The sequence below is a fragment of the Aliivibrio thorii genome, assembly GCF_057368585.1.
In genome coordinates this window covers 1,191,090-1,215,838 of record NZ_CM170655.1, presented here as the reverse complement: position 1 = coordinate 1,215,838, position 24,749 = coordinate 1,191,090, and the positions used below count along the sequence as shown (strand labels likewise).

Sequence of the window (24,749 nt, the reverse complement as noted above, 5' to 3'; positions counted from 1 at the left end):
TCCACGCATGAGTTGCTAAAATGTTAAATTACAGCTAAGTGCCAAATAATACCATCTCTCTAAAGTCTGTATTAAGTGCACATTTCAACTGCCGTTTCTTTAACGTTCCTTTTAAATCCACCAATTTTATGAAGTTCATACACATCTGGCGGATCCTAGATAAATTCTCTGCAGCATGCTGATACATTATCTTACTGTCGTCTTCTTTCATTACGCTATCCAACCACCAATGCATACTTTCTACACCCCAATGGCCTCGGCATAATTTACCAAACTCTTCTGCTGATAATTTCTTAGATGATATGAAATATCTAATACCTAAAGACCCTGAGTTACTTTTGTTATGTTTATTATAAGTCACTGCTATACATAAACTTTCTAGACCGTCCCAATCAACAGAGAAGTCTCCAAATGCTTCTGTAAATGGCACAACATAATAAGACCTAACCATTTTTCTTCCGCGCTTACCGACTTCTTCCGTTTCAAATTTATCACACTCTAAATGAGCAAGTTGAGCAAAAGAAAATTTATTTAAAAACATATTACGTAAGCGTTCTTGGTTACCTTTCACTGCTAATAAGTAATCACCTTCTCTATTAACAATATCTGCTGCAATTGTTCTCTGACAGCCCATTGCATCAAGACTAATAATTCTGTTTTTAACTTTAATTAGCTTTAGTATTTCAGGAATTGTCGTTATTTCATTGCTTTTGGAATCTGTTTTTAATTGGCCTAAAACCAAGCCTGTATCAACAGAATAAGCATTTACCATATGAGTTAAGCATTTGTTTTTACTATAGTCATATGTTCCTCTTAATGATTTCCCATCAATCGCTACATGAGTCGTATCTAATGATTTTTCATGCTGAATATCATTGCACCACCGTGTAAAACAAATTGAAAATTCATCGGGGTCAACCAAACTAACTATTCGAGCAATGGTATCGTGACTCGGTACTCCATGAGAGTAATCGCTAAATTTTCTAAACCACGTTAAATTCTCTTCACCAAAGGTATCTATCTCGTCCCAGGTCTTCATTCCACACAACATTGCGGTAACCACTTGGAACATGACTTCAAAGAAATTATACGTCGATTTTCTCGACTGACGTGTATCGCTTAATATGTTAAAATGGTCTTTAAAATCGTCGTAATTCATTATTTTGTCTTCTTCTGTTTTGTTAACAGTATAAGATCATTTCTAAACTTCGAATTCAAGCTATTTTAAAAAATTATATCCCGAAATATTAGGAATCACTGCGTAAATAACATGCGCGGACCCTGGGTGACAGCCATGTTGTGTGGAATGAAAACCTGGGATGAGATAGAAGCCTTTGGAGAAGAGAACTTAGAATGGCTTAAAAAGTTCAGTCCATATTTATCAGGCATTCCAAGTCAAGATACAACGGCTCGCATTGTTGGATTGGTTGACCCAGATGAATTTTCTCTTTGTTTTACTCGATGGTGTAACGACATTCAAAATGAAAAGTCGTTAGAAACCAATCATATAGCTATTGATGGGAAGTCTTTAAAAGGCACGTATGATTATAGTAAGAAGAAATGCCTAACACATATGGTTAATGCTTATTCTGTTGATACTGGTCTGGTTTTAAGTCAACTAAAAACGAGCTCGAAATCGAATGAAATAAAGACTATCCCTGAGTTGCTTAAATTAATCAGAGTTAAAGGTCGAGTAATTAGTGTTGATGCAATGGGTTGCCAGAGAGCAATTGCAGAGCTAATAGTTGAACGTAAAGGGGACTATTTAATGTCAGTAAAAGACAATCAACCAAGTCTCCATAAGGTTTTTACTGAACACTTTTCGTTAGGGCAATTATGCGATTATGCGAGTGATTCTTTTGAGGAAGAAGAAATTTGTCTACGGGGTCGTAAGACCTTAAGAAGTTATATTGTTGTTCCATTTACGGATAAATATGGAGATTTTGCCTCTAAATGGAAAGGCTTAAAAAGTTTATGTATAGCAACGACTTATCAACAGAAAAACGGAGAGCCTTCGGGAAGTTTAGGCGTTAGATACTTCATTTCTTCTAAGGAAATGAAAGCAGAAGAATTTGGCCAATTATGCCGAGGCCATTGGGGCGTAGAAAGTATGCACTGGTGGTTGGACACTGTAATGAATGAAGATAACAGCCGGATCATCTACAAGCATGCATCAGAAAACCTATCTCGAATTCGTCAAATGTGTATGAATTTTATTAAGCTTGTAGAGATGAAAGGGACATTGAAACGAAGACAATTGAAATGCGCGTTAAATACTGAGTTTCGAGAGAGAGTTTTGTTTGGTACTTAAGGGTTTTTAACAATTTTGTAACTCACGAGGGAACCCTGCTTCATCCCTACCTTTAAGGAAGGCCTTTATTACACACCTTTCTTCTTCACTAATAAAAAAACCATTTTTATCAAATTGTTCGAATAAAAATTGATGAGAAATAGTGTCAAAAAATTTTGAAAAATCGAACTCTGCAACAAATAATCTTGAATTTTGAGCCAATTCAACAGCGATATCTTGTATAGCAAAATGCACATTGCGATCATCACGATAAGCATACGAAAAAGAACTAAAGCGATGCTTATTTTTTGATAATAACCGATGATAGAAAAAAGTAGAAACCGCGGCATCTGGAATTTGATAGACTGCAACTTCTCTATAACCACCAGATGATTTAGCAACATCATTTTTTGATGGTTTAAAAGGTTTATATGTTTTATCTGCTATTTTTTTTGCTATTGAATAAGCTATAGTTTTAGCATGTTTTTTAACATAAAACGGGTTAAATTTTTTATCCTCAGACCACTGAGGTGGTCTAGCTACTTTTTTAAGATTTTGAGGTGATGAAGTTCTTGTTAATTTTCGCTCATTTTCAATATGTAGAGCATTATGATATGAATGATGTCGTAGAGCTAGTTTGTCTGCTTCATTATCAATATACCAAGTTATTTTCTCATGCAAATCCACTTTGTTTCTCCTAATCGAGTAGGGTGAGGCTTTTGCCTCATCCCTCTCACAGAACCGTACGTACGGACCTCGTATACGGCTCCTGCAATTTACTATTTCTTAATAAAAAGAAGCGAGTACACCTGTTTTAACTTCGTCTATTGAATACAAGCCTAGATTTTTGAACCACTGATTAGGCATCGCATAGCTTGCTAACGGACTCGCACTGTTTCGCCATGAGTCCATTTTTATGGACTTAAATGGCGGTTTGTACTTTAGTTGCTTAAGACGACGATGCAATCTGCACGGCTTCTTCCACAAACTCATTTGTACCGCTCGCAATCTCCGCCTTATCCAAGCCGCAAGGCTTTTCAGTGTGCTCGTAATATTGGCTATTTTGAAGTAGTTTACAAACCCTCTGAGCACTGGATTCAGTTGCTTTAGCACTCTCGCTAAATTCAATCCTCCATTACGCTTGGTGAGTTGTCTTACTTTCGCTTTTAATGTTTTGAGCTTCTTTTCTTGAACTGCAGTGTAATTTGTAAAAATTTCCACTCCCAAGAATTTAATACCTGTATCGCTATGTGCTATATGGGTTTTCCGCTCATTCACTTTAAGTTTTAGCGTTACTTCTAAAATATGGCTAGCTACTTTTAATGCATTCTCTGCACCCTTTTTCGAGGTGCAGAATATCAAAATGTCATCCGCGTATCGCACTATTCGATGCTTACGCCTCATCATTTCTTGATCGAATTCATCTAAGTAGATATTAGCAAGTAGTGGACTAATCACCCCACCTTGTGGACTGCCTATTACACTATTCTGCCAGTTTTCACCAACCATGACTCCACTTTTTAGAAATTGACGGATCAAGCCTAAGATACTGCCATCCACGATGCGCTTTCGCACGAACTTGATTATCAGATCGTGGTCAAGCATGTCAAAGCATTTAGACAGATCCATATCAACAACATGCCGCTTATTATATTTACGTATAAAGAGTGTAGCTTTGCTGATGGCTTGATGACAGCTTCGCCCAACCCGATATCCATAACTGGATGGATGAAAGTTTGGGTCAAATATGGGAGTCATTATATTCGTTAAACATTGTTGAACAATTCGGTCTCGAACTGTGGGGATCCCCAATAACCTGATACCGCCATCGTCTTTGGCGATCTCAACTCGTTTTACGGGCCGCGCTTGATAGCGCTTTTCTTGTAGTTCAAGTAATAGTTTTCTGAGCTCTACTTCCAAATTTTGTGTGAAATCATCGATACGCTGCCCGTCAATACCAGCTGCGCCTCCATTCTTTCTCACTTGTTTGTATGCCACGTAAAGCGCTTGCAGTGATAGCATGCGCCCGTAAAGGCTATAGTGTACTCTCAAATTATTATCTCACATCACCTGCTGCTGACTTTATTTATGTTGGTTAGGTTTATTTCGTTGTCGCGTTAAGTTTTCTAGCAAGGCTACGCCCTTTTATTCGCAATATGCTTAACCGCCTCTATGCCTCTAGTAAAGAGAAACACTTACTCCCCGTGCCCAGTTCTATTCACAGCTTTAGTATCACCCTTAGCCATTAAAATAGAGACTTTACCTTATTTGGTAATTCGTGAACCCATCATAAATTACGTCACTTTAAGGTAATTTATAAATCACTTCCCCCCTTCGCAATCAATAAGTGCTTTTGGCTCAAATTGACTCTATCAGATATATTACTGATAGTCGGCTTGGTTTTGTCCTCCACACCATCACTGGCTTTCACAGGCCTAGCCTTACTCACTACTACGGGTTCATCTGCCACCTCACATCGGCATTAGATCTTGAGTTTCTTCTTGAATCTAAGCCACTTACTGACAATTAAGTTTAGATGCCAGGCTTCCCCAGTTATTGCACTGACTCCCTGTTAGATATGCCACCCTCAAGCACAGAATTGGTCTGACTAAGTATTGGGCTTCGCGCTATTTTGGACGCTTACCCACCAATCCCGCCGAAACAGGTTACGGTTAGTTGTGTACATCTAACTTCCTATGGCTTCCTTCAGACCCCACCGTTGGCCAGTGACGCCCTTGCCATTCAGATTGTCTTCCCCTTAGTCGGGGTGACTCTGCTATCTTGCAAGCAGACGGGTTTGCCAGCTTTGCTGGGCAAACAAAAAAACCCAGCTTTCGCTGGGTTAGTTCCACGGACGCAACCTACGTAAAAGATAGTCACTACATACATTGATGAGATGTTTTATCCATCAATGGACTTGCCTAACTACTAATATTATATATTAATAATCAAGTATTAAGGTCGTCCGCTTGCCTCTATAGGCATGCGTGCATTAAATCAAAATCAAACATACATGTCAATAGAGTCTAGGCATTTAACGCCTGCATAACACGTTTGCTACTATGCGAATTAAGCCTAAATTTACCACTTAATACGGTAAACTCAAAGAAACCTAGAATGCCGAATGTAGCAAATCGTGTTGATGCATTTGTTATGCGACTTTAGATTACCAGTTTTATCTTAAATAGCGTAACCTTGTTTTTCAGCCCAATTTCTAAGCTGAATAATTAAATCCTTTGTTTTATTTTCCAACATTCCCATTTCAGTATTATTTATCTGCCCTAGTAAGATAGGGGATGTTTTTCCACCGTCATACTTCCAATATGCTTCATATAAATATATTTTACCGTCATAACGTCCATCAGGTTCTTTAGGTTTAATTACAAGTTGCACACTTTGTTTATTCTTTGGTACTGAATTTTGCACTTCCGTTATTTTTTCTACCATTTCCATATCCTATTTAAAGCTTATAAAAACTTAAATTATTTACGTTCAATTACTTTGACTTCATCATTAGGAGAAAACCATGCCATTTTTATGCAGCCATCATGATAGACAGGAATAGCAAAAAAAGCACCATCCGAAACGATTTGTCCTACTATTTCACATACAACTTCATTTTCATTAAATTTATAAAGAACTTTCCAACCTATCATATTGTTTTCCTTGTCTAAAAAAATATCTGTGATTAATTGTAAACTACATTTATATTTTATCAGAAATAGGTTTAAATACACTAACTATTGATTGTACCTATCAATCCAAATAATCGCATAACGCCTGCATAACACGTTTGCTACTATACAGACCTAGCTGAATTTTAACGCCTTAATCACTGAAACTAAAGGCAAACTGACAACGCCGAGTGTAGCAAATCGTGTTGATGCATTTGTTATGCCTGAAACTAGACTCAGATATCAAGATACTGCATAATTATACATATAAATAAATCTTGAGTATCGTTATGAAAATTAATTCAATAAAAATCAAAAATTTCAAATGTTTTGAGTGCATAAACCTTGATTTTGACTCACAATTTAATGTACTTATCGGAGATAACGCTACAGGTAAAACCTCTATACTTGACGCTGTATCTTTTACTATTGGCACTTACTTCATCGGAGTAAGAAAAGTCACTAATGATAGTAAAATTGAATTAAGACCTTTGAAAGTATCTGAAAAACGACGAGTACTCACAAATACTGAAATCAACTACAAGCTTCCATTTTGTATTAATACCGACATATCTTTAAACGGTAAAGAATTTCAGTGGTCTAGAAGTACAGATAAAGTTTCTGGCGGTTCTACTACTTATAAAGAAGCTCATGATTTTATCAACGAAGCTATAGCTCTATGTAGCCATATGTCTACTGAAGAAGATATTACGGACTTACCATTAATTGCTTATTATGGTACCGAACGTCTATTCAATGAAAGAGCCCAAAGAAACCAAGCCACAAAAAAAACAACTAAAACTGATGGCTATGATAGCGCCTTAGATCCGAGAGCATTAGAAGAGCGATTTATTTCTTGGTTTTCTCAGGAAGAAGATGAGGTTCTTAAATTTAATAAAGATAACTCCCTTTACAATGCGTTTGTAAATACAATTAGCACAATGGTACCTGATTGGAAGCAAATTAAATTTAGTTGGGCTCATGAAAATATATTAGGTCAAATGAATGATGGCACTTGGACATCATTTGATATGCTGAGTAGTGGTTATAAAAGTATTATTCGACTAGCTGGAGATATCGCCTATCGAGCAATAAAACTTAACCCGCATAAAGGAATCAACGCTGTAAAAGAGACTCAGGGCATTGTATTAATAGATGAAATTGATATGCATCTTCATCCTACATGGCAAAAACAAATCGTAAGCTTACTTAAAAAAGCATTTCCAAAAATCCAATTTATCGTCACTTCACACTCACCTTTTATTATTCAATCGATGACTAAACATGAATTAATTAAATTCAATGACTACAAAGTTGAGGCAACCTCCGATAACGTTAATTTAAAAGGATTAGAGGAAATTATTGAAGATGAGATGGATGTAGAAGAAGTTAGGCGAAGCCAGAAATATAATCTTTATTTAAAGCTCTCAGAAGAATATTTCAAATTAGTAAAACTAAATACCTCTAATAACGAAGAACACTTAAATACTCTAAAATCTAGGCTTGATGAAATATAATTAGAATTTAAAGATGATCCGACTTTAGTTGCATTATTACGTGTAGAACGCCAGATAGGAAAAATGTAATGAGACCTATAACTAAATCTCGTCATATTCCTAGCTCATATGTGCATAATCCATATGGCGATGCTAAAGATGAATTAATTGAAGCTATTGGTGGATACTGTAGTTATTGTGAACGCCCAGGATACTCTTCAGCATTAGATGTTGAGCATATTAGAGATAAAAAAACGCATCCAAGAAGACAATTTTTGTGGCGCAATTTTATTTTAGGTTGTAAAAACTGCAACCCAACTAAAAGTACAAAGAGTGTTTTAAACATGTATTTCCCAACAGTCCATAATACATTTGAAATATTTAATTATGATAGTTTAGGTAACGTTGACATTAACATTACATTATTAAACACTCAAGATAAGCAAGATAAAGCTCAGAGATTAATAAATCTCGTTGGTTTAGATAGAAGACCTGGTCATGCTGAATTTAGCACGAAAGACAAACGATGGAGCGATCGACAAGATGCTTATCGCCTTGCAGCAAAATATTTACCAAAGTACCAAGCTAATGAAGTTGATGCCGATGCTATTATTGATTTAGCGTTAACAAAAGGATTCTGGTCTATCTGGATGAGTATTTTTGCTAGCGAAATAGTAATTATCCAAAGATTAAAAGATGAATTTGTTGGAACAAACCTATAAAAACTAGGTGTGCTACTTTAACAAGAGTGCGCACTTAGGCATAACGCCGCAATAACACGTTTATTACTACGACGACTTAGCTGAATTTTACCGCCTTAAACACCGAAACCAAAGACAAACCTACAACGCCGAATGTAATAAATCGTGTTGATTGCTTTGTTATACGGCACAGATAAAATTAATTGTGTGGAACCAAGATATTACCTACAGTTACATTAACTAAATACGGTTATGATACTTACAACCGACACAAAACCAAGAGAGCAGAATGGACGCTATTGCTCATTTAATTATCATTTTAAGAAACCCATTTGCATATAAAATTGGACGCCTAATTGTTTCAACTTTAAGCATTGGTAAATTGTCCATTCAACCATTACCAACTAAGTTTACCGCTAATTTCGTACAAGCCTTCGATGAAAATAAGGTCGTAGAAAACCAAGAGAAGCAAAACTACTCAATATCATATGGAATTGCCATTTCAATTGGTTACGTCGTAATCGTAGCTATATTTGGAACCCTATTATTTTATAATATTGATGGGTTGATTGAAGCCTAGCTATCGATGTAAAACACCCGTATAACGCCTGCATAACACGTTTGCTACTATGCAGATCAAGCCTAAATTTACCACTTAATACGGTAAACCAAAAGAAACCTAGAATGCCGAATGTAGCAAATCGTGTTGATGCATTTGTTATGTCATTAACGATGATAGAGTTACTTACTCTTTTATATCACTTTTTTCACGCGCTTTTAGCTTTCCTGTCTCGATAGCTTCGCTTACCTTGGAAATACCATTAAAGATACCGCCACCAACTTTCTCTTTACCTGATGATGCGGTTTTTTCTACCGATTCTTTCACTGACTTTCCAACAGGCTTAGCATAAGCGCTTGTTAAAAAAAGATAGATAGCAATAATCGCTATCGGTAAAATAATAACTTCCATAAAACCTCAATAAGTGTCTATAGCCACTAACTAAATGTTATAGCTATAAAATAGTGACTGAATGAAGCTAAAATACCTAAATGATATTAAACTCAAAGACATTCATATCTAAACCAATTTTCCGCGCGGAATATACACCTAAATGCTCAACAAAGGAATAAATTTGAACGACCATTCGATGACATAACGCCGCAATAACACGTGCGAACGACCGACTTTCAAAACCAATTACACTCCAAACCACAAACGCCGAGTGTAATTAGCATCGTGTTGATTGCTTTGTTACACGATCTTTGTCAACGCTTCGCTTTAATTGGTAAAGAACTGATTTATCAATAATATTTAAAAACCAATTCTAAATTACAAAAGCTAATTTAGCGAACAAAAGAACCGTTCAACTACAAAAACTGCGAAACGAAGCAATCCTTTTTCTAGCACCATTTTAACGATTTAGTTTCAGCAAGTTTGGGGCTGATAAACCAAATATCCTAACCACAATTGGGATTGAAAATGCTACGAGCAAAGCACGAATGCAGGATAAAATGAGGCAACACCAAAAAACAATTGAAGCGTGAATTGGTTTCTGAAATCCATGAACTTTTGGAAATAATGGTCAATTGCCGAACCTGATGAAACGAATATTGAAAGGCAACAAAGAAAAAGGAAAACCACCCTACTTTTACATCTAAAAATCGAATGGTTCTATCGCTAAACTGAGCCAAAAAACTGCAATCTTTAGTTCGTGTAACGCCGCAATAACACGTGCGAAAGACTGACTTACAAAACCAATTACACTCCAAACCGCGAATGCCGAATGTAAATAGCATCGTGTTGATTGCTTTGTTATACGAGCCTTGCTTTCGCTCCGATAAACTTGGTAAAGAACTGATTTACCAAGATTTGCTGTTAAACGATTTTAATTAGACTGACTCAATTAAGCGAGCAAAATATCCAATCAACGGCAATAACTGTGAAACGAAACAATCCTTTTTTCTTACACTATTTGTACGACTTGGTTTCAGCCAATTTGGTGCTTATAAACCAAATATCCTAACCACAACTGGGATTGAAAATGCTGAGAATAAAACACTGATGTAGGCTAAAATGAGGCATAACCAAAGAACAATTGAAGCGTAAATTAGCTTCTGAAACGCCTGAATTTGGGGCAATAATAGTTCAATGCTGAACCTGATGAAACGAACACCAAAAGGCAACAAAGAAAAAGATAAACCACCCTACTTTCACGCCTAAAAAGCCAATGGTTCAATCGCTGAACTGAACCAAAAAACCAGGGTTCCCTCGTGAGTTACAAAATTGTTAAAAACCCTTAAGTACCAAACAAAACTCTCTCTCGAAACTCAGTATTTAACGCGCATTTCAATTGTCTTCGTTTCAATGTCCCTTTCATCTCTACAAGCTTAATAAAATTCATACACATTTGACGAATTCGAGATAGGTTTTCTGATGCATGCTTGTAGATGATCCGGCTGTTATCTTCATTCATTACAGTGTCCAACCACCAGTGCATACTTTCTACGCCCCAATGGCCTCGGCATAATTGGCCAAATTCTTCTGCTTTCATTTCCTTAGAAGAAATGAAGTATCTAACGCCTAAACTTCCCGAAGGCTCTCCGTTTTTCTGTTGATAAGTCGTTGCTATACATAAACTTTTTAAGCCTTTCCATTTAGAGGCAAAATCTCCATATTTATCCGTAAATGGAACAACAATATAACTTCTTAAGGTCTTACGACCCCGTAGACAAATTTCTTCTTCCTCAAAAGAATCACTCGCATAATCGCATAATTGCCCTAACGAAAAGTGTTCAGTAAAAACCTTATGGAGACTTGGTTGATTGTCTTTTACTGACATTAAATAGTCCCCTTTACGTTCAACTATTAGCTCTGCAATTGCTCTCTGGCAACCCATTGCATCAACACTAATTACTCGACCTTTAACTCTGATTAATTTAAGCAACTCAGGGATAGTCTTTATTTCATTCGATTTCGAGCTCGTTTTTAGTTGACTTAAAACCAGACCAGTATCAACAGAATAAGCATTAACCATATGTGTTAGGCATTTCTTCTTACTATAATCATACGTGCCTTTTAAAGACTTCCCATCAATAGCTATATGATTGGTTTCTAACGACTTTTCATTTTGAATGTCGTTACACCATCGAGTAAAACAAAGAGAAAATTCATCTGGGTCAACCAATCCAACAATGCGAGCCGTTGTATCTTGACTTGGAATGCCTGATAAATATGGACTGAACTTTTTAAGCCATTCTAAGTTCTCTTCTCCAAAGGCTTCTATCTCATCCCAGGTTTTCATTCCACACAACATGGCTGTCACCACTTGGAACAAAACTTCGAAGAAATCGTAAGTGATTTTTCGTTTCTGACGGCTATCACTTAATATGTTAAAATGGTCTTTGAATTCGTCGTAATTCATCTTTTGAATCTCATTTAGTTATCTAAACAGTATAAGATCACGTCAGATCGCCAAATTCAACTTATTTTTAAATTTTTATCCCGAAAAATTAAGAAAATCCGCGTAAATAACATGCGGGAACCCTGACCAAAAAACTGCATTCTCAGAGTTCGTATAACGCCTAGAATAATGCGTGCAAACGACGGATTAATAGCGCTAAATATACTTTAAACCGCGAATGCCGAAGGTTACAGCATCGCATTGATTCGATTGTTAGATATGCCGATTGTGATGTGGTTGCAGCAGCTGTTAAATTTTCCGAGCAAGCCTGCGCCGATGTCTTTGTAATTTCTATATACTAAAACAAGAAAAATCACACTTTTCACAATCTAAAAAAACATCCCATTTCAAACATATAAACCAACTAGCACACGATAACTGGAACCGCTTGCAGCAGCAAGCTTTCTACACGAAATAGAATAATCCTTATCACATTTTCGATGAAAAAATAAATTCACCGTTTATCACTCTGAATCGAGCCAATACCGTAACCTTGCCTCCACATTCATCACAACATGGTACTTGCCCTTTGCTTTCCGCGTATTCTCGCCATAATAAAGGACTAATGTCCTTTATCCGCTCTTGGCCAAGATACTGTCGAGCTGTATTCAGTCTCTCTCTACATCGATTATGATACAAACCAACAAAGTGATATTGCTGTTTTTTCGGTATCGCTATATGACTCAATATACGCTCAATAAATTGATTAGGCTTTAGCCTAAGCATTTCTGTTTTCTTTGTTTGATGAGACTTATACCTAACTCGCACTTCCTTGTTTGATACATGCATAATTTGACTGTTTTTTATGGCTCCGCCACGAACATACCTCGCTAAATATTTAACGACTCCAGCACCATGGGAGTACGGTTTGGTACAATGAACTACCCAATCAAAAACGCCCCATTTATTAAAAAGGTTAAGTACATTTTGCTTAGAAAGTGATTCAGGGTAATTTAACTCTCCTTTATTCATTGCTGCGCGTAGCGCTGCAATGAACTTACCGCGAAACAGCTTCATCATCACTCTTGCAGGAAACAGAATACTTTTCTTTGGCTCAACCCAACCATCATTACCTAATCCTCCATGGGTAACTAAACAATGAATATGAGGGTGAAACGTTAAATTTCGAGCCCAGGTATGTAGGGCTAAAACACACCCAACCTTAGCACCTAGAAATCGCTCATCCGCGCTTAATATCTGAATAGTTTTACGAACAGAATCGAACAGTGTTTGCTGGCATAACGCTCTGTTATATTTCCATATTTCATGCAACTCATGCGGAAGAGTAAATACCCAATGATGATGAGAAGTATCTAAAATAAACGAATCTACTTTTTTAAGCCATTGCTCTCTTTTGAGAGCACCACACTGTGGGCAACTTCGATGCCCACAGCTATTGTACCAATAGCCATTGAGGTGCCCATTATCACAATACAGCGCATGACCTCCCATCGACGAAGTTCGACAAGATGAAAGCCGACTGATCCCCTTAAGTTGATATAAAGGGAGTCGATGGTTCTTCGAATATGATTCAAACCTTTTTTGCAAAAAGGTTTGAACTGTATGTTTACTCATACAGTAAACATAGTAAATCTAACCAGAAAGGAGATGTTTAAGAGGGAGAATTACGAGGCAGCGCACTCTTCGAGCTTGCTCGGCAGATTTAACGCCTACATAACACGTTTGCTACGATACAGACTTAGCTGAATTTTACTGCCTTAATCACTGAAACTAAAGACAAACTGACAACGCCGAGTGTAGCAAATCGTGTTGATGCATTTGTTATATTCACTCTTACGTCTAAGTGAATAACTGACCGACTGTTTTCATCGGAATGAACATTCTTACACGACCATTGATTTCACAAAGAACCTCGAAACCATATTTTGCGTAGAATGACTCCGCTTGTTCAGTTAAACAATCAACAACAATGGCATAAGCTCTCATATGAGAGTTAATTTCCCAAAGGTATTCGAGAGCTTTGATTAAGCTAACTTTACCTAGCCCATTTCCATGAAATTCTTTATGAACTGCCAGTTGAGCTAAAAGGAAAACAGGAATTGGATAGCGTGGTAATTTTTTAGCCATCGCTTGTGGCAACGTATCTCGGCTAATTGAACTTGGCGCAATACTATAAAACGAACAAATTGGATATTTTTGATTTGGTAATGGTGCTGAAGCAGGTAAAACCATGGTTCGGCTAATACCTGCTTGCATATGTTTCGCAGCTTGAGTTTGGATAAAATCGTTTAACTCTTTTTCTCCACAGTCAAATGACGCTCTATCGTGCTGCGATTTATCCAATTCTTTAAAAGTCTTGGAATAACTCACTTAAAGTCACCATTTTTAGTAAATGCAGCAGCTTCAAGTAATGCTTTATTCGGAGCCTTAGCCTCGTCACAAGCAGCCATGAATTGGTCAAATACATTTGCTTCAACAGTGATGCTTTCATGATCAGAAATCACCTGAGTTGAATCTTCGTCCATTAGGCGAACAACATATTCTGTTAAGCTTTTTAAACCAAGTAAAGCTGATGCTTTCTCAGCCTTAGCTTTGATTTCTTCATCCAAACGGATATCAAGTCTTGCAGTAGCCATAAAACCTCCAATTGTACGGAGTAATTCCGTAATTAACCTGAGTATAAGATTTAAACGACCAAACTGCAAACTGTACGGAGCTAATACGGATTTAATTTTTAAGCTTTGTGAATATAACGCCTGCATAACACGTTTGCTACTATGCAAATCAAGCTCAAATTTACCACTGAAAACGGAAAACTCAAAGAAACCTAGAATGCCGAATGTAGCAAATCGTGTTGATGCATTTGTTATACGGCTACCCAAAGCGTGAGGCTAACTTCTTGTAAACTGCATCTTTATCTCGTTTTCCAATAGCTAAAACATAGACAACAATTTCGTCATCAATAACCTCATAAGCTAAACGATAGCCTGCTGTGCGTAATTTGATTTTATAGACAGAATCATAACCACGTAACTTTGATGCCGGCACATGAGGATTTTCAAGACGCTCAATTAGTTTCTTTTTAAACTGGCTTTTAATCGGTGGAGCTAATTTACTCCACTCTTTTTGTGCTGCTGGTAGGAATTTTAATTTATAAGTCATCGATATTTACTTCCACAGCATCTGATAAATCAAGTCTGCGGCTTTCAACAAGCTGAGAAAGCTCGTAATCATCTAACATGTCCATTAGAAATTCGTAAGTTTCAGCAGGCACTAAGTAAGCCGCTGGTTTATTGTGATTTAAAATAGCTATAGCAGAGCCATCAGCTTCGTTCAAAAGAGCTGTAGGATTCTTCTTTAACTCTGAAATACTTGCGGAACAATCAGCTAGAACTTGTCTCATAACGCCACCAAATTAGTATTAAATTAAGTGCTAATTTTAGACCTTTTTAATGTGAACTGCTACTTTTTTCTTTTTGCCGTATAACGCCTGCATAACACGTTTGCTACGATACAGACTTAGCTGAATTTTAACGCCTTAATCACTGAAACTAAAGGCAAACTGACAACGCCGAATGTAGCAAATCGTGTTGATGCATTTGTTATAAGCGACTCAAATTTTGCCAGTAACCATAAAGACCACTGATGTCTGACGAACACATTAAACTCATTGCGCCCTTGATTTGGTCATCGCTCCATTGCCACCATTTCATTTCTAACAACTGAGCAATTTCACTTTCAGTAAAACGATAACGAATATGTTTAGCCGGATTAGAGCCCACAATTGAATAAGGCGCGACATCTTTAGTTACGACAGCTCGACTTGCGATAATTGCACCATCACCGACTTTTACACCGCTCATAATCATTGCTTCGGTGCCAATCCAAACATCATTACCAATTACCGTGTTCCCTGAACGTTCAAAACCATCTTTAGCGTCCGAGAAATTTTCATTCTCTTGATAGAAAAACGGAAACGTACTGACCCAATTATTTTGATGTCCTTGATTGCCTGCCATCATAAAAACAGCACCCGAACCAATTGAGCAATAACTACCAATAATTAATTTATCAATATCCGTTCTATCAGCCAATAAATAACGAGCACAATCATCAAAGCTATGATTATGATAATAGCCAGAATAGTAACTATGCTCACCCACAATGATATTAGGATTAGTCACTTGTTCTTTGAGTGATTTACCCACAAAAGGGCTTTCAAAATAATTGTTCAACCTAAATCCTCTTTTAAGCTTATAACGCCTGCATAACACGTTTGCTACGATACAGACTTAGCTGAATTTTAACGCCTTAATCACTGAAACTAAAGGCAAACTGACAACGCCGAGTGTAGCAAATCGTGTTGATGCATTTGTTATATGCTTAACTCATGAAGCTGAGAAATCGTTCTAAAATTGGAGTGACTTTCTTTTTCCAAACCTTGGGGGTTAAACCAAACCGCATTTAAACCAGCCTCTAACGCTGAAATAACATCTTTTTCAAGTGAATCACCAATCATTGTAAGTTGACTAGGTTCAACACCTAACTTATTCGCTATTCTTTGATAAAATTCAGAACTGCCTTTTGATAAACCAAGATTTGATTTACAGAAATAGCCTGAAATGAATTGAGATAATCCGACTCGTTCAAATGCCAACTCAATATCCTGAACACTGGAATCATCAGCACCAGTTGCCACATAAAGCAAATGTCCTTTCTGGGATAACGAAGCTAACATTTCCGAAGCACCATCTACGGCTTGAACGGTTTCCCAATCACACATTTTTCCTGGAACATTTGGAAAGTCGACCATTAAAGTGTCACCCCAATCGAACAGATAAGCTTTTCTCATAATGCCTCCTTGCATATAACGCCTGCATAACACGTTTGCTACGATACAGACTTAACTGAATTTTAACGCCTTAATCACTGAAACTAAAGGCAAACTGACAACGCCGAATGTAGCAAATCGTGTTGATGCATTTGTTATGTGACTATTTCCGGTTCCGTCTGTAGTACCGCGTTTTTTCCAATTGCTGCACTTCCAATTTTGATTTTATCACTTGGAGCTCCAAAAGTTCATCGAGCTTTGGTTGAAGTTTGTAATGCCAGCGATGAAATCCATAAAACATTGTAATTAACCCTATGAATATTACAGACATTGATACATTTAAATTGAAAGGTTTGTTGGCTTTTAGTAATTCTATGATTTTCTCCAAAGCCTCCTTCTGTATTAACTCATAAGGTGTTGGTTTTTCGATATTTTCGTACTTAGCTAACTAAACGATGCTACTAATATATTCGCTGTTAAAGTTTGTATAGGACGAATTAAACATATAGCACCCCGTTATCGTCAACAACAAACCGAACAAAGCCAGAAACTTATAAAGATTGTCTGTTGGAAGGCTACTAATATTAGAACTGATCATGCTTAACTACTCCTCTGGTCACATAACGCCTAGAATAATGCGTGCAAACGACGGATTAATAGCGCTAAATATACTTTAAACCGCGAATGCCGAAGGTTACAGCATCGCATTGATTCGATTGTTAGATATGCCGATTGTGATGTGGTTGCAGCAGCTGTTAAATTTTCCGAGCAAGCCTGCGCCGATGTCTTTGTAATTTCTATATACTAAAACAAGAAAAATCACACTTTTCACAATCTAAAAAAACATCCCATTTCAAACATATAAACCAACTAGCACACGATAACTGGAACCGCTTGCAGCAGCAAGCTTTCTACACGAAATAGAATAATCCTTATCACATTTTCGATGAAAAAATAAATTCACCGTTTATCACTCTGAATCGAGCCAATACCGTAACCTTGCCTCCACATTCATCACAACATGGTACTTGCCCTTTGCTTTCCGCGTATTCTCGCCATAATAAAGGACTCATGTCCTTTATCCGCTCTTGGCCAAGATACTGTCGAGCTGTATTCAGTCTCTCTCTACATCGATTATGATACAAACCAACAAAGTGATATTGCTGTTTTTTCGGTATCGCTATATGACTCAATATACGCTCAATAAATTGATTAGGCTTTAGCCTAAGCATTTCTGTTTTCTTTGTTTGATGAGACTTATACCTAACTCGCACTTCCTTGTTTGATACATGCATAATTTGACTGTTTTTTATGGCTCCGCCACGAACATACCTCGCTAAATATTTAACGACTCCAGCACCATGGGAGTACGGTTTGGTACAATGAACTACCCAATCAAAAACGCCCCATTTATTAAAAAGGTTAAGTACATTTTACTTAGAAAGTGATTCAGGGTAATTTAACTCTCCTTTATTCATTGCTGTGCGTAGCGCTGCAATGAACTTACCGCGAAACAGCTTCATCATCACTCTTGCAGGAAACAGAATACTTTTCTTTGGCTCAACCCAACCATCATTACCTAATCCTCCATGGGTAACTAAACAATGAATATGAGGGTGAAACGTTAAATTTCGAGCCCAGGTATGTAGGACTAAAACACACCCAACCTTAGCACCTAGAAATCGCTCATCCGCGCTTAATATCTGAATAGTTTTACGAACAGAATCGAACAGTGTTTGCTGGCATAACGCTCTGTTATATTTCCATATTTCATGCAACTCATGCGGAAGAGTAAATACCCAATGATGATGAGAAGTATCTAAAATAAACGAATCTACTTTTTTAAGCCATTGCTCTCTTTTGAGAGCACCACACTGTGGGCAACTTCGATGCCCACAGCTATTGTACCAATAGCCATTGAGGTGCCCATTATCACAATACAGCGCATGACCTCCCATCGACGAAGTTCGACAAGATGAAAGCCGACTGATCCCCTTAAGTTGATATAAAGGGAGTCGATGGTTCTTCGAATATGATTCAAACCTTTTTTGCAAAAAGGTTTGAACTGTATGTTTACTCATACAGTAAACATAGTAAATCTAACCAGAAAGGAGATGTTTAAGAGGGAGAATTACGAGGCAGCGCACTCTTCGAGCTTGCTCGGCAGATTTAACGCCTGCATAACACGTTTACTACCAAGCAATTATACTAAAAATTGACGCTTTAAAACGAGAAACACTCGACAACCTGAGATGCCGAGTGTAGTAAATCGTGTTGATGCATTTGTTATGCGCGCTCTATCAGTTGCCCACTATTTTACTGGCCCTTTATCGAATTGCTTAAGACCATCATTAATATCAAACCAAGGCGCTTTTGAAGCAACAAAGATATGAAAGTTAGGTTTATGCGTTGGTGTGCTGTCCAGAATACCTAAACGGATATTATGTTTACCGCCGGTGATTTTTCTAGAAAATAAGCTTGAACCGCAACACTTACAAAATGCTAGTTCTGTTTCCTCACTTTTGGAGTAAATGGAAACAAACTCCTCACCTTTTGTAAATGCAAATTTTGACGATGAAACTCCACCAACTGATGAGTAATCTGAGCCAGTAAATTTACGACACTCAGAACAATGACAATTTCCCATATAATCAAAATCATCTGGGACTTCAATTCCAATTTTTCCACATAGACATGAGCCAGTTAACATTTCCATTTTTCCTCCTAAGCGCATAACGCCTGCATAACACGTTTGCTACTATGCAGATTAAGCCTAAATTTACCACTTAATACGATAAAACCAAAGAAATCTACAATGCCGAATGTAGCAAATCGTGTTGATGCATTTGTTATAACGCAGTTCTCAATTTAGACCAATGACTCAGCCAACCTTTCGACGTTACACGGTCACTGAAGACTTCTAAAGAACGCTTAGGATTATGTGTAACCTGCAAATTGAACAACGATTCAAAGCCAAAAGCAGAAATACATTCATATTTACCATTGCCTAATTTTCGTATGGCTACCGCTGTTTCTTTTTCTGGCCAATAACTCATTGCGTCGATAATACTTAAATACGGTTTATCACCATTTCTTTTGTGCATGATTGCTTGATTACGCACTTCCCAGTTCAATTCTGGCATCAATACAGAAAGCTGGGATTCGATTAATTTGTAGTTTTCAGGATTAGATTCAGTTTCATCGAAATAAATAACATCAACGTCATTCAAAGGCGTTGATACTGATTTCTGATGCAAATGATCCCACACCAAATTTCGGACGAAACCTGCGGCTAAATAACAATGAGGTAAATTGAGTCCTCGAACACAATCAAGAGCCTTGACCCTCAATTCATCTTTCTCAATTAATGTGATGATTCTATCCATATCCACCCTGCGTTATAACGCCTGCATAACACGTTTGCTACCATGCAGATTAGGCCTAAATTTACCACTTAATACGGCAAACCAAAAGAAACCTAGAATGCCGAATGTAGCAAATCGTGTTGATGCGATTGTTATGTAACTTTGTCATCGCGAGAATAAACATGATCCGCAAACAATTCCCCACCAATTTCATAAGCATCTGGAATAATGCGATCAAGCTGAAACCCACATTTAAGTAACACTTTCTCTGATCCAATATTCCCTTCAGTTACCACAGCTTTATAAGCATTTATTTCTTGAACCGACGCAGCCCAATCCAATAGCCCAGAAAGAGATTCTGAACCATAGCCATTACCATAAAATTCAGGTAATAAAAGATAACCGACTTCAGAAACATTATTTTCAACAGTGAAACCCGTGATACCAACAGAGTCTCCTGATTGTTTATCAAAAATAACAAAGCATAACCATGAACTGGAATTCACATTCCATGGAACTAATCGAGATTCAAATTTCTCTCTGACAACCTCAACATCTGGCTTATCAAAGCACAGTGAAATAACTTCAGGATTAGAATGTAGTTGTAAAAATAACGCCCAATCGTTTTCTGTAATTACTTCCATTTTCAAACGTTTAGTTTCGATTTTCATACCATTGGGCTCCTGTTACATAACGCCTGCATAACACGTTTGCTACGATACAGACTTAGCTGAATTTTACTGCCTTAATCACTGAAATTAAAGACAAACTGACAACGCCGAGTGTAGCAAATCGTGTTGATGCAATTGTTAGCCGTCGAACTCAACCCTTTTTAGCTGACCTCTAATAGATTGAACTTTATACATTTTACATTTTGGATAATTAATCCGAATAAAATTAACTAAATCATTTTGCTCGCCATCATCGATCCTAGCGGAGAAAGTTATTGATACCAATTCATCTTTATAGAATTTAAAATCACTATGCCTTTTGCCCTCATTAGAGCGCCTGGTTATTACTCGCCACTCTTTTTCATATTCCCATTTTTGTGTTTTGGTGTAATAAATTGCGTCAGTAGTTTTTTCCAATAATTTACTTCGTTCATTATATAACAAAAAATCTAGAGCAGAGCCTAGATGAGGGATTCTATCTGTATAAGTTACTTTCTTCGCCATCTGAAAAGGAGTATCTAACTCTTCAATATGACGAAACTCAAACATACAACCAGTATGGTTATCACCATAATGTGCCCACATAACCTCGTTATTATTATCTTCAGATAAACAAAAAATGCGTAAATCGCCATTATTATACTTTTCTGTTTCTCGACGAAGGTTATCTTCTAAGCTTGATAAATTAAGCTCTATTGCTGCTAATTCGTCATAAAGTGTTTCTTTATCGACCCCCTGCTTTTGCGATATTTGTATAATAGATGCCAAAAACTGAGAATCAACAGAGAGCTGTTTAGATAAGTGCTGCTCACCATAAGCAATACTCAGAATAGTTTTCAAGTAATCCGCTTTACATTCTTCAATTGAAGGTGAAAATGCAGGCATTCTTTGAAGCTCATTGATGTCGTTAAATGAACTTGGGCATGACCAGCGAAGCTTCTGAGACTCAAGAACTAGCTTTGCTGTATTCGCACTCATATATTTATATAAATAACTAGGTACTATCAATTTTCCTCCTAGACGGCTAACGCCTGCATAACACGTTTACTACTAAGCGATTATACTTAATATTGACGCCTTAAAACGATAAACACTCGGCAAACTGAGATTGCCGAGTGTAGTAAATCGTGTTGATGCATTTGTTATATTTCGTTCTCCACCAAATTCGTAGGTATATTAATAAACGAACCGTCACCAAATTTACCAAGACTATATCTAAGAGGAACACCTGTTTTATGTAGATTAATTTGAATAACATAACCAGATTGAGATTGAACTTTATCCTTTAAAATCATTGCATTAATTTCAAGTTCTTCAGCAGACTCAATCGAATCAAAACTCGGTAAATTAATTTTCTTCCCTATAAGCTCTTGTAGTTCTATATCTGATGATATCGAAATTTGATAAGGGATACTTACCCTAAATTTAATAACCTCATTTGAATTAACAACTAAAGGGTAATCAAGTGCAATCCCCTCTCTAAATGCCGTCAATTCACACTGTTGAGAGCATTTTAGTGTAAATACATTATTATCCAAACTAGCCGTTAAAAGATTTATTGAACTAATGTAGTCCGCCTGACCACCGCTATTATTGATAATCCATTCATATTCAACAACAAAAAACACTTCATTTTTACTTACTGACTGCAACTCAAAATATGAGGAAGGTACTGGTATCAACATACCTGAAATATTTGCGTTTGTTTTACTAACTTCATACGCATACGTTTTTTTAGCAATCTCATTTTGTTGCTGCGTTGAAAAATAACTATGCACGAGGGCAATGCAGCTAATTACAAGAGCAATAAGGTCTACATTTTTTCTTAACCACATAAAGATAACCTATGAGAAATTGGTGTGCCCCACAGAATTAGAACACATTCTATACTTAGGTTATACCTATCTGGAGGCTACCATGAGCAAGCATTATACTAAATCTTACCCTGAAGAGTATCGTAAAGAAGCTGTTCGACTCGCAGATCAAAAAGATAGAACGACGGCTTCCGTCGCGAAGGAATTAGGGTTACACCCTAATCAAATTTATAACTGGCGCAGACAGTTTAACCTTCTGACAAATAAACAGTTTACGGTTCATGATGGTATCGATTATTCAATAAAAGAAAACTCAGAAATGCGTAAGATGAGAAAAGAGCTAAATGACCTAAAAAAAGAGAATGAGTTCTTAAAAAAGGCAGCGGCGTACTTTGCCAAAAACCAAGAGTAAAGTACGCTCTTATTCGTGATTTTAGAAGTAACTATAGTGTTCGTTTTCTTTGCCGAGTTTTAAAAGCATCTTCAACTGGTTTTTATGCATGGCATAATAAATCATTAAGCAAAGCCTCCAAAAGGAGGCTAGACTTTGAAAAGAAGATATTATCAACCTTTGCTGAGTTTGAGGCTAAATACGGCTCTAGAAGAGTTAGGAATGAGCTTGTAAAGCTAGGATATCCTTGTTCAACTAATTATGTAGCAAAGATCATGAAGGATCGAGGTATTAGAGCCCATAACGGAAAAGGCTTCCGTTATGGACGACGAGTTGAATCAACTCGTAATGTGGTAGGCAACATTTTAGACCGGCGCTTTACCGCTGAAAGCCCCAACGAACGTTGGACAACAGATATTACGTACATTTGGGTTAATGATAAATTTATGTACCTGGCCGTTGTTATGGACTTATTTTCAAGGAAAATAATTGGGTGGTCATTAGACGACTCAATGACTGAGGTTCTTATTTCAGATGCATTAAAAATGGCCTTCCGTCGAAGAAAGATTAAACAAGGTTTAATCATTCATTCAGATCGAGGAGTTCAATACCGTTCTAACAATTATCAAGAACTTATAAATGATAATGGTTGCGTCCAAAGTATGAGTCGAACAGGAAACTGCTGGGATAATGCAGCAATGGAATCCTTTTTCAGTCGACTAAAAGTCGAACTGATTTACCCAAAGAATTATCAAACAGTTACCGATGTTCAAACTGGCATATTTGAATATATTGAGATCTTCTATAATCGTAAGCGCAGTCACTCAACATTAAACAACTTGAGTCCATTTGAATTTGAAAGTAAATTTGTAAAATAAAGTGTTCGCTTTTCGAGGGGCACACCAAAATATAACGCCTGCATAACACGTTTACTACTATGCAATTATACTTAATATTGACGCCTTAAAACGATAAACACCCGGCAAACTGAGATTGCCGAGTGTAGTAAATCGTGTTGATGCATTTGTTATACGCGCTGCTTAATTGAACTGCTCGCTAATTGTTTAGTTTCTGATAAGTTTTGATACCAGTTATTAAAAACCAACTCAAATTCAGTAAAAGATATCGTACCAAAATCAAAATGTCTGTATCGATTTAATACATCAATCACTTTCTGCTGATTAATTAATTGAGACGTAAATCTGACTGCTGTTACATGAGCTGTACTAAGTCTATATCTGCTATCTATCGTGGTGTGTAATGAAGATTCTTTATATCTACTTCTAAATTTATTTCGTAACTCACTCAAACCTTCCCCAATAGGAAAACCTTGAATTAAAACGCAAGATGTTGAGGTTGTTACCCCCTCAAATTTAATATTTATTGGCTCTGAGCCTTGCATGCATTGTTTAAAAATTTCAACATATGAAAAATCGTTGATGTCATCCAATTGGAATCCAGATATGCAGCTTATGATAGAGAGAATGGTTAGATGTAATTCTTCTTCAGGATAATAATATTGAGCAGGTTCGACTTTCTGTAATTCACATAAGAAATCAGTTATCTTTCGACTAACTTCATTATCATTATTTTGTAGATAAGTTAAAACAGTAACACCTCTTCGAGTATCGTTGGGATCACTAATGAGCGTATCAATAACACATTGACCACTTTCTATTTTTGGATAGGAAGAATCCCACATTTCATCATAAATTGTCTTTAGCACTGATACTTCCTCACCAAATTAGCGTATAACGCCTGCATAACACGTTTATTACTATGCAAACCAACCTGAATTAACCGCCTTAATCACAAAACTAAAGACAAACCCAGAACGCCGAATGTAATAAATCGTGTTGATGCGATTGTTGTGCGTGCTTACTTTCGGCTTGGCTAGCTTGGTAAAGAACTGCCCTGCCAAGATTTTTTAATGTCCTGATTCTAATTTACCGATACCAATTAAGCGAACAAAATGTTCTTAAATTGCGAGATAAAGTGAATGAAAAATAAATACATTTTCAACGCCATTTGAACAACTTGGTTTCAGCTGATTTAGTACTGATAAATAAACCAAATATTCTAACCACAATAGGA

Annotated in this window: 26 protein-coding genes and 1 pseudogene; 6 read left to right on the top strand and 21 right to left on the bottom strand. The window is 36.9% G+C overall.

All coding sequences use genetic code 11. The features are described from left to right. Positions 1 to 34: 34 nt before the first annotated feature. Positions 35 to 1,159 (bottom strand): ISAs1 family transposase, encoded by a 1,125-nt coding sequence (locus AC2IP4_RS19630; protein ID WP_486310362.1) that lies wholly within the window; start codon positions 1,157 to 1,159, stop codon positions 35 to 37. A gap of 72 nt (positions 1,160 to 1,231) precedes the next feature. On the opposite strand from AC2IP4_RS19630, the gene AC2IP4_RS19625 reads away from it, so the two are divergent. Continuing rightward, positions 1,232 to 2,311: an ISAs1 family transposase gene (locus AC2IP4_RS19625; protein WP_486311210.1), complete on the top strand. Its 1,080-nt coding sequence runs from the start codon at positions 1,232 to 1,234 to the stop codon at positions 2,309 to 2,311. 6 nt (positions 2,312 to 2,317) lie between these two features. Here AC2IP4_RS19625 and AC2IP4_RS19620 read toward each other — a convergent pair whose 3' ends face one another. The 4 genes from AC2IP4_RS19620 to AC2IP4_RS19605 all read right to left on the bottom strand — a co-directional run bounded on the left by AC2IP4_RS19620 (position 2,318) and on the right by AC2IP4_RS19605 (position 5,946). After that, positions 2,318 to 2,977 carry a hypothetical protein gene (locus AC2IP4_RS19620; protein ID WP_486310923.1) on the bottom strand — a complete coding sequence of 220 codons (660 nt, stop codon included), beginning with the start codon at positions 2,975 to 2,977 and terminating at the stop codon, positions 2,318 to 2,320. Positions 2,978 to 3,076: 99 nt separating this feature from the next. After that, entirely contained in the window at positions 3,077 to 4,312 is a 1,236-nt protein-coding gene (ltrA, locus tag AC2IP4_RS19615) for a group II intron reverse transcriptase/maturase (RefSeq protein ID WP_486310149.1), read from the bottom strand. Between the two features lie 1,158 nt (positions 4,313 to 5,470). Next, positions 5,471 to 5,737 carry a hypothetical protein gene (locus AC2IP4_RS19610; protein ID WP_486307514.1) on the bottom strand — a complete coding sequence of 89 codons (267 nt, stop codon included), beginning with the start codon at positions 5,735 to 5,737 and terminating at the stop codon, positions 5,471 to 5,473. A 35-nt stretch (positions 5,738 to 5,772) separates the two neighbouring features. Further along, positions 5,773 to 5,946: a hypothetical protein gene (locus tag AC2IP4_RS19605; RefSeq protein ID WP_155643810.1), complete on the bottom strand. Its 174-nt coding sequence runs from the start codon at positions 5,944 to 5,946 to the stop codon at positions 5,773 to 5,775. Positions 5,947 to 6,254: 308 nt separating this feature from the next. Between AC2IP4_RS19605 and AC2IP4_RS19600 the strand changes: the two genes are divergently transcribed. The 3 genes from AC2IP4_RS19600 to AC2IP4_RS19590 all read left to right on the top strand — a co-directional run bounded on the left by AC2IP4_RS19600 (position 6,255) and on the right by AC2IP4_RS19590 (position 8,741). Next, entirely contained in the window at positions 6,255 to 7,481 is a 1,227-nt protein-coding gene (locus tag AC2IP4_RS19600; RefSeq protein WP_486310922.1) for an AAA family ATPase, read from the top strand. 68 nt (positions 7,482 to 7,549) lie between these two features. Next, positions 7,550 to 8,182: an HNH endonuclease gene (locus AC2IP4_RS19595; protein WP_486310921.1), complete on the top strand. Its 633-nt coding sequence runs from the start codon at positions 7,550 to 7,552 to the stop codon at positions 8,180 to 8,182. A gap of 268 nt (positions 8,183 to 8,450) precedes the next feature. Beyond that, positions 8,451 to 8,741, top strand: a complete 291-nt coding sequence (locus tag AC2IP4_RS19590) for a hypothetical protein (protein WP_375320598.1) — start codon at positions 8,451 to 8,453, stop codon at positions 8,739 to 8,741. A 165-nt stretch (positions 8,742 to 8,906) separates the two neighbouring features. On the opposite strand, the gene AC2IP4_RS19585 is transcribed toward AC2IP4_RS19590, so the two are convergent. The 15 genes and pseudogenes from AC2IP4_RS19585 to AC2IP4_RS19515 all read right to left on the bottom strand — a co-directional run bounded on the left by AC2IP4_RS19585 (position 8,907) and on the right by AC2IP4_RS19515 (position 22,285). Beyond that, complete coding sequence (locus AC2IP4_RS19585; protein ID WP_233651720.1) at positions 8,907 to 9,131, bottom strand: hypothetical protein; 225 nt, start codon at positions 9,129 to 9,131, stop codon at positions 8,907 to 8,909. Positions 9,132 to 10,458: 1,327 nt separating this feature from the next. After that, positions 10,459 to 11,583 (bottom strand): ISAs1 family transposase, encoded by a 1,125-nt coding sequence (locus AC2IP4_RS19580; RefSeq protein WP_375319889.1) that lies wholly within the window; start codon positions 11,581 to 11,583, stop codon positions 10,459 to 10,461. A gap of 468 nt (positions 11,584 to 12,051) precedes the next feature. Next, on the bottom strand, positions 12,052 to 13,197 hold the full coding sequence (locus AC2IP4_RS19575) for an IS91 family transposase (RefSeq protein ID WP_486307435.1): 1,146 nt from the start codon (positions 13,195 to 13,197) through the stop codon (positions 12,052 to 12,054). Between the two features lie 225 nt (positions 13,198 to 13,422). Further along, positions 13,423 to 13,953 (bottom strand): GNAT family N-acetyltransferase, encoded by a 531-nt coding sequence (locus AC2IP4_RS19570; RefSeq protein ID WP_072055702.1) that lies wholly within the window; start codon positions 13,951 to 13,953, stop codon positions 13,423 to 13,425. Next, positions 13,950 to 14,219 carry a type II toxin-antitoxin system TacA family antitoxin gene (locus AC2IP4_RS19565; RefSeq protein WP_486310920.1) on the bottom strand — a complete coding sequence of 90 codons (270 nt, stop codon included), beginning with the start codon at positions 14,217 to 14,219 and terminating at the stop codon, positions 13,950 to 13,952. Before AC2IP4_RS19565 ends, AC2IP4_RS19570 begins: the two co-directional genes overlap by 4 nt. 238 nt (positions 14,220 to 14,457) lie before the next feature. Further along, complete coding sequence (locus tag AC2IP4_RS19560; protein WP_017020028.1) at positions 14,458 to 14,745, bottom strand: type II toxin-antitoxin system RelE family toxin; 288 nt, start codon at positions 14,743 to 14,745, stop codon at positions 14,458 to 14,460. Next, the gene (locus tag AC2IP4_RS19555; protein WP_045103946.1) at positions 14,735 to 14,986 is read right to left on the bottom strand and encodes a type II toxin-antitoxin system Phd/YefM family antitoxin; all 252 of its coding nucleotides are present in this window, start codon (positions 14,984 to 14,986) and stop codon (positions 14,735 to 14,737) included. The genes AC2IP4_RS19560 and AC2IP4_RS19555 overlap by 11 nt, the downstream gene beginning before the upstream one ends. Before the next feature lie 199 nt (positions 14,987 to 15,185). Further along, positions 15,186 to 15,818 (bottom strand): type B chloramphenicol O-acetyltransferase, encoded by a 633-nt coding sequence (catB, locus tag AC2IP4_RS19550; protein WP_486310919.1) that lies wholly within the window; start codon positions 15,816 to 15,818, stop codon positions 15,186 to 15,188. Positions 15,819 to 15,958: 140 nt separating this feature from the next. Further along, positions 15,959 to 16,435, bottom strand: a complete 477-nt coding sequence (locus AC2IP4_RS19545) for an HAD family hydrolase (RefSeq protein WP_486310918.1) — start codon at positions 16,433 to 16,435, stop codon at positions 15,959 to 15,961. 914 nt (positions 16,436 to 17,349) lie between these two features. Beyond that, positions 17,350 to 18,495 (bottom strand): annotated as a pseudogene (locus AC2IP4_RS19540) (IS91 family transposase). 230 nt (positions 18,496 to 18,725) lie between these two features. Continuing rightward, a complete protein-coding gene (locus tag AC2IP4_RS19535) occupies positions 18,726 to 19,130 on the bottom strand; it encodes a GFA family protein (protein WP_072055701.1) in 405 nt (134 codons plus the stop codon). A 133-nt stretch (positions 19,131 to 19,263) separates the two neighbouring features. Next, positions 19,264 to 19,800: a nucleotidyltransferase family protein gene (locus AC2IP4_RS19530; RefSeq protein WP_155695116.1), complete on the bottom strand. Its 537-nt coding sequence runs from the start codon at positions 19,798 to 19,800 to the stop codon at positions 19,264 to 19,266. Between the two features lie 131 nt (positions 19,801 to 19,931). Continuing rightward, positions 19,932 to 20,450, bottom strand: coding sequence for a GNAT family N-acetyltransferase (locus tag AC2IP4_RS19525; protein ID WP_486307475.1), 519 nt, complete (start codon positions 20,448 to 20,450; stop codon positions 19,932 to 19,934). Positions 20,451 to 20,588: 138 nt separating this feature from the next. Further along, entirely contained in the window at positions 20,589 to 21,335 is a 747-nt protein-coding gene (locus AC2IP4_RS19520) for a DUF2971 domain-containing protein (protein ID WP_486310917.1), read from the bottom strand. Between the two features lie 257 nt (positions 21,336 to 21,592). Then, a complete protein-coding gene (locus AC2IP4_RS19515; protein WP_486310916.1) occupies positions 21,593 to 22,285 on the bottom strand; it encodes a hypothetical protein in 693 nt (230 codons plus the stop codon). Between the two features lie 82 nt (positions 22,286 to 22,367). Here AC2IP4_RS19515 and AC2IP4_RS19510 point away from each other — a divergent pair, with 82 nt between their 5' ends. After that, positions 22,368 to 22,676 carry a transposase gene (locus AC2IP4_RS19510; protein ID WP_023604646.1) on the top strand — a complete coding sequence of 103 codons (309 nt, stop codon included), beginning with the start codon at positions 22,368 to 22,370 and terminating at the stop codon, positions 22,674 to 22,676. An 11-nt stretch (positions 22,677 to 22,687) separates the two neighbouring features. After that, complete coding sequence (locus AC2IP4_RS19505; protein WP_054776360.1) at positions 22,688 to 23,533, top strand: IS3 family transposase; 846 nt, start codon at positions 22,688 to 22,690, stop codon at positions 23,531 to 23,533. Positions 23,534 to 23,682: 149 nt separating this feature from the next. Here AC2IP4_RS19505 and AC2IP4_RS19500 read toward each other — a convergent pair whose 3' ends face one another. Continuing rightward, positions 23,683 to 24,381 (bottom strand): hypothetical protein, encoded by a 699-nt coding sequence (locus AC2IP4_RS19500; protein ID WP_486310915.1) that lies wholly within the window; start codon positions 24,379 to 24,381, stop codon positions 23,683 to 23,685. Positions 24,382 to 24,749 lie beyond the last annotated feature (368 nt).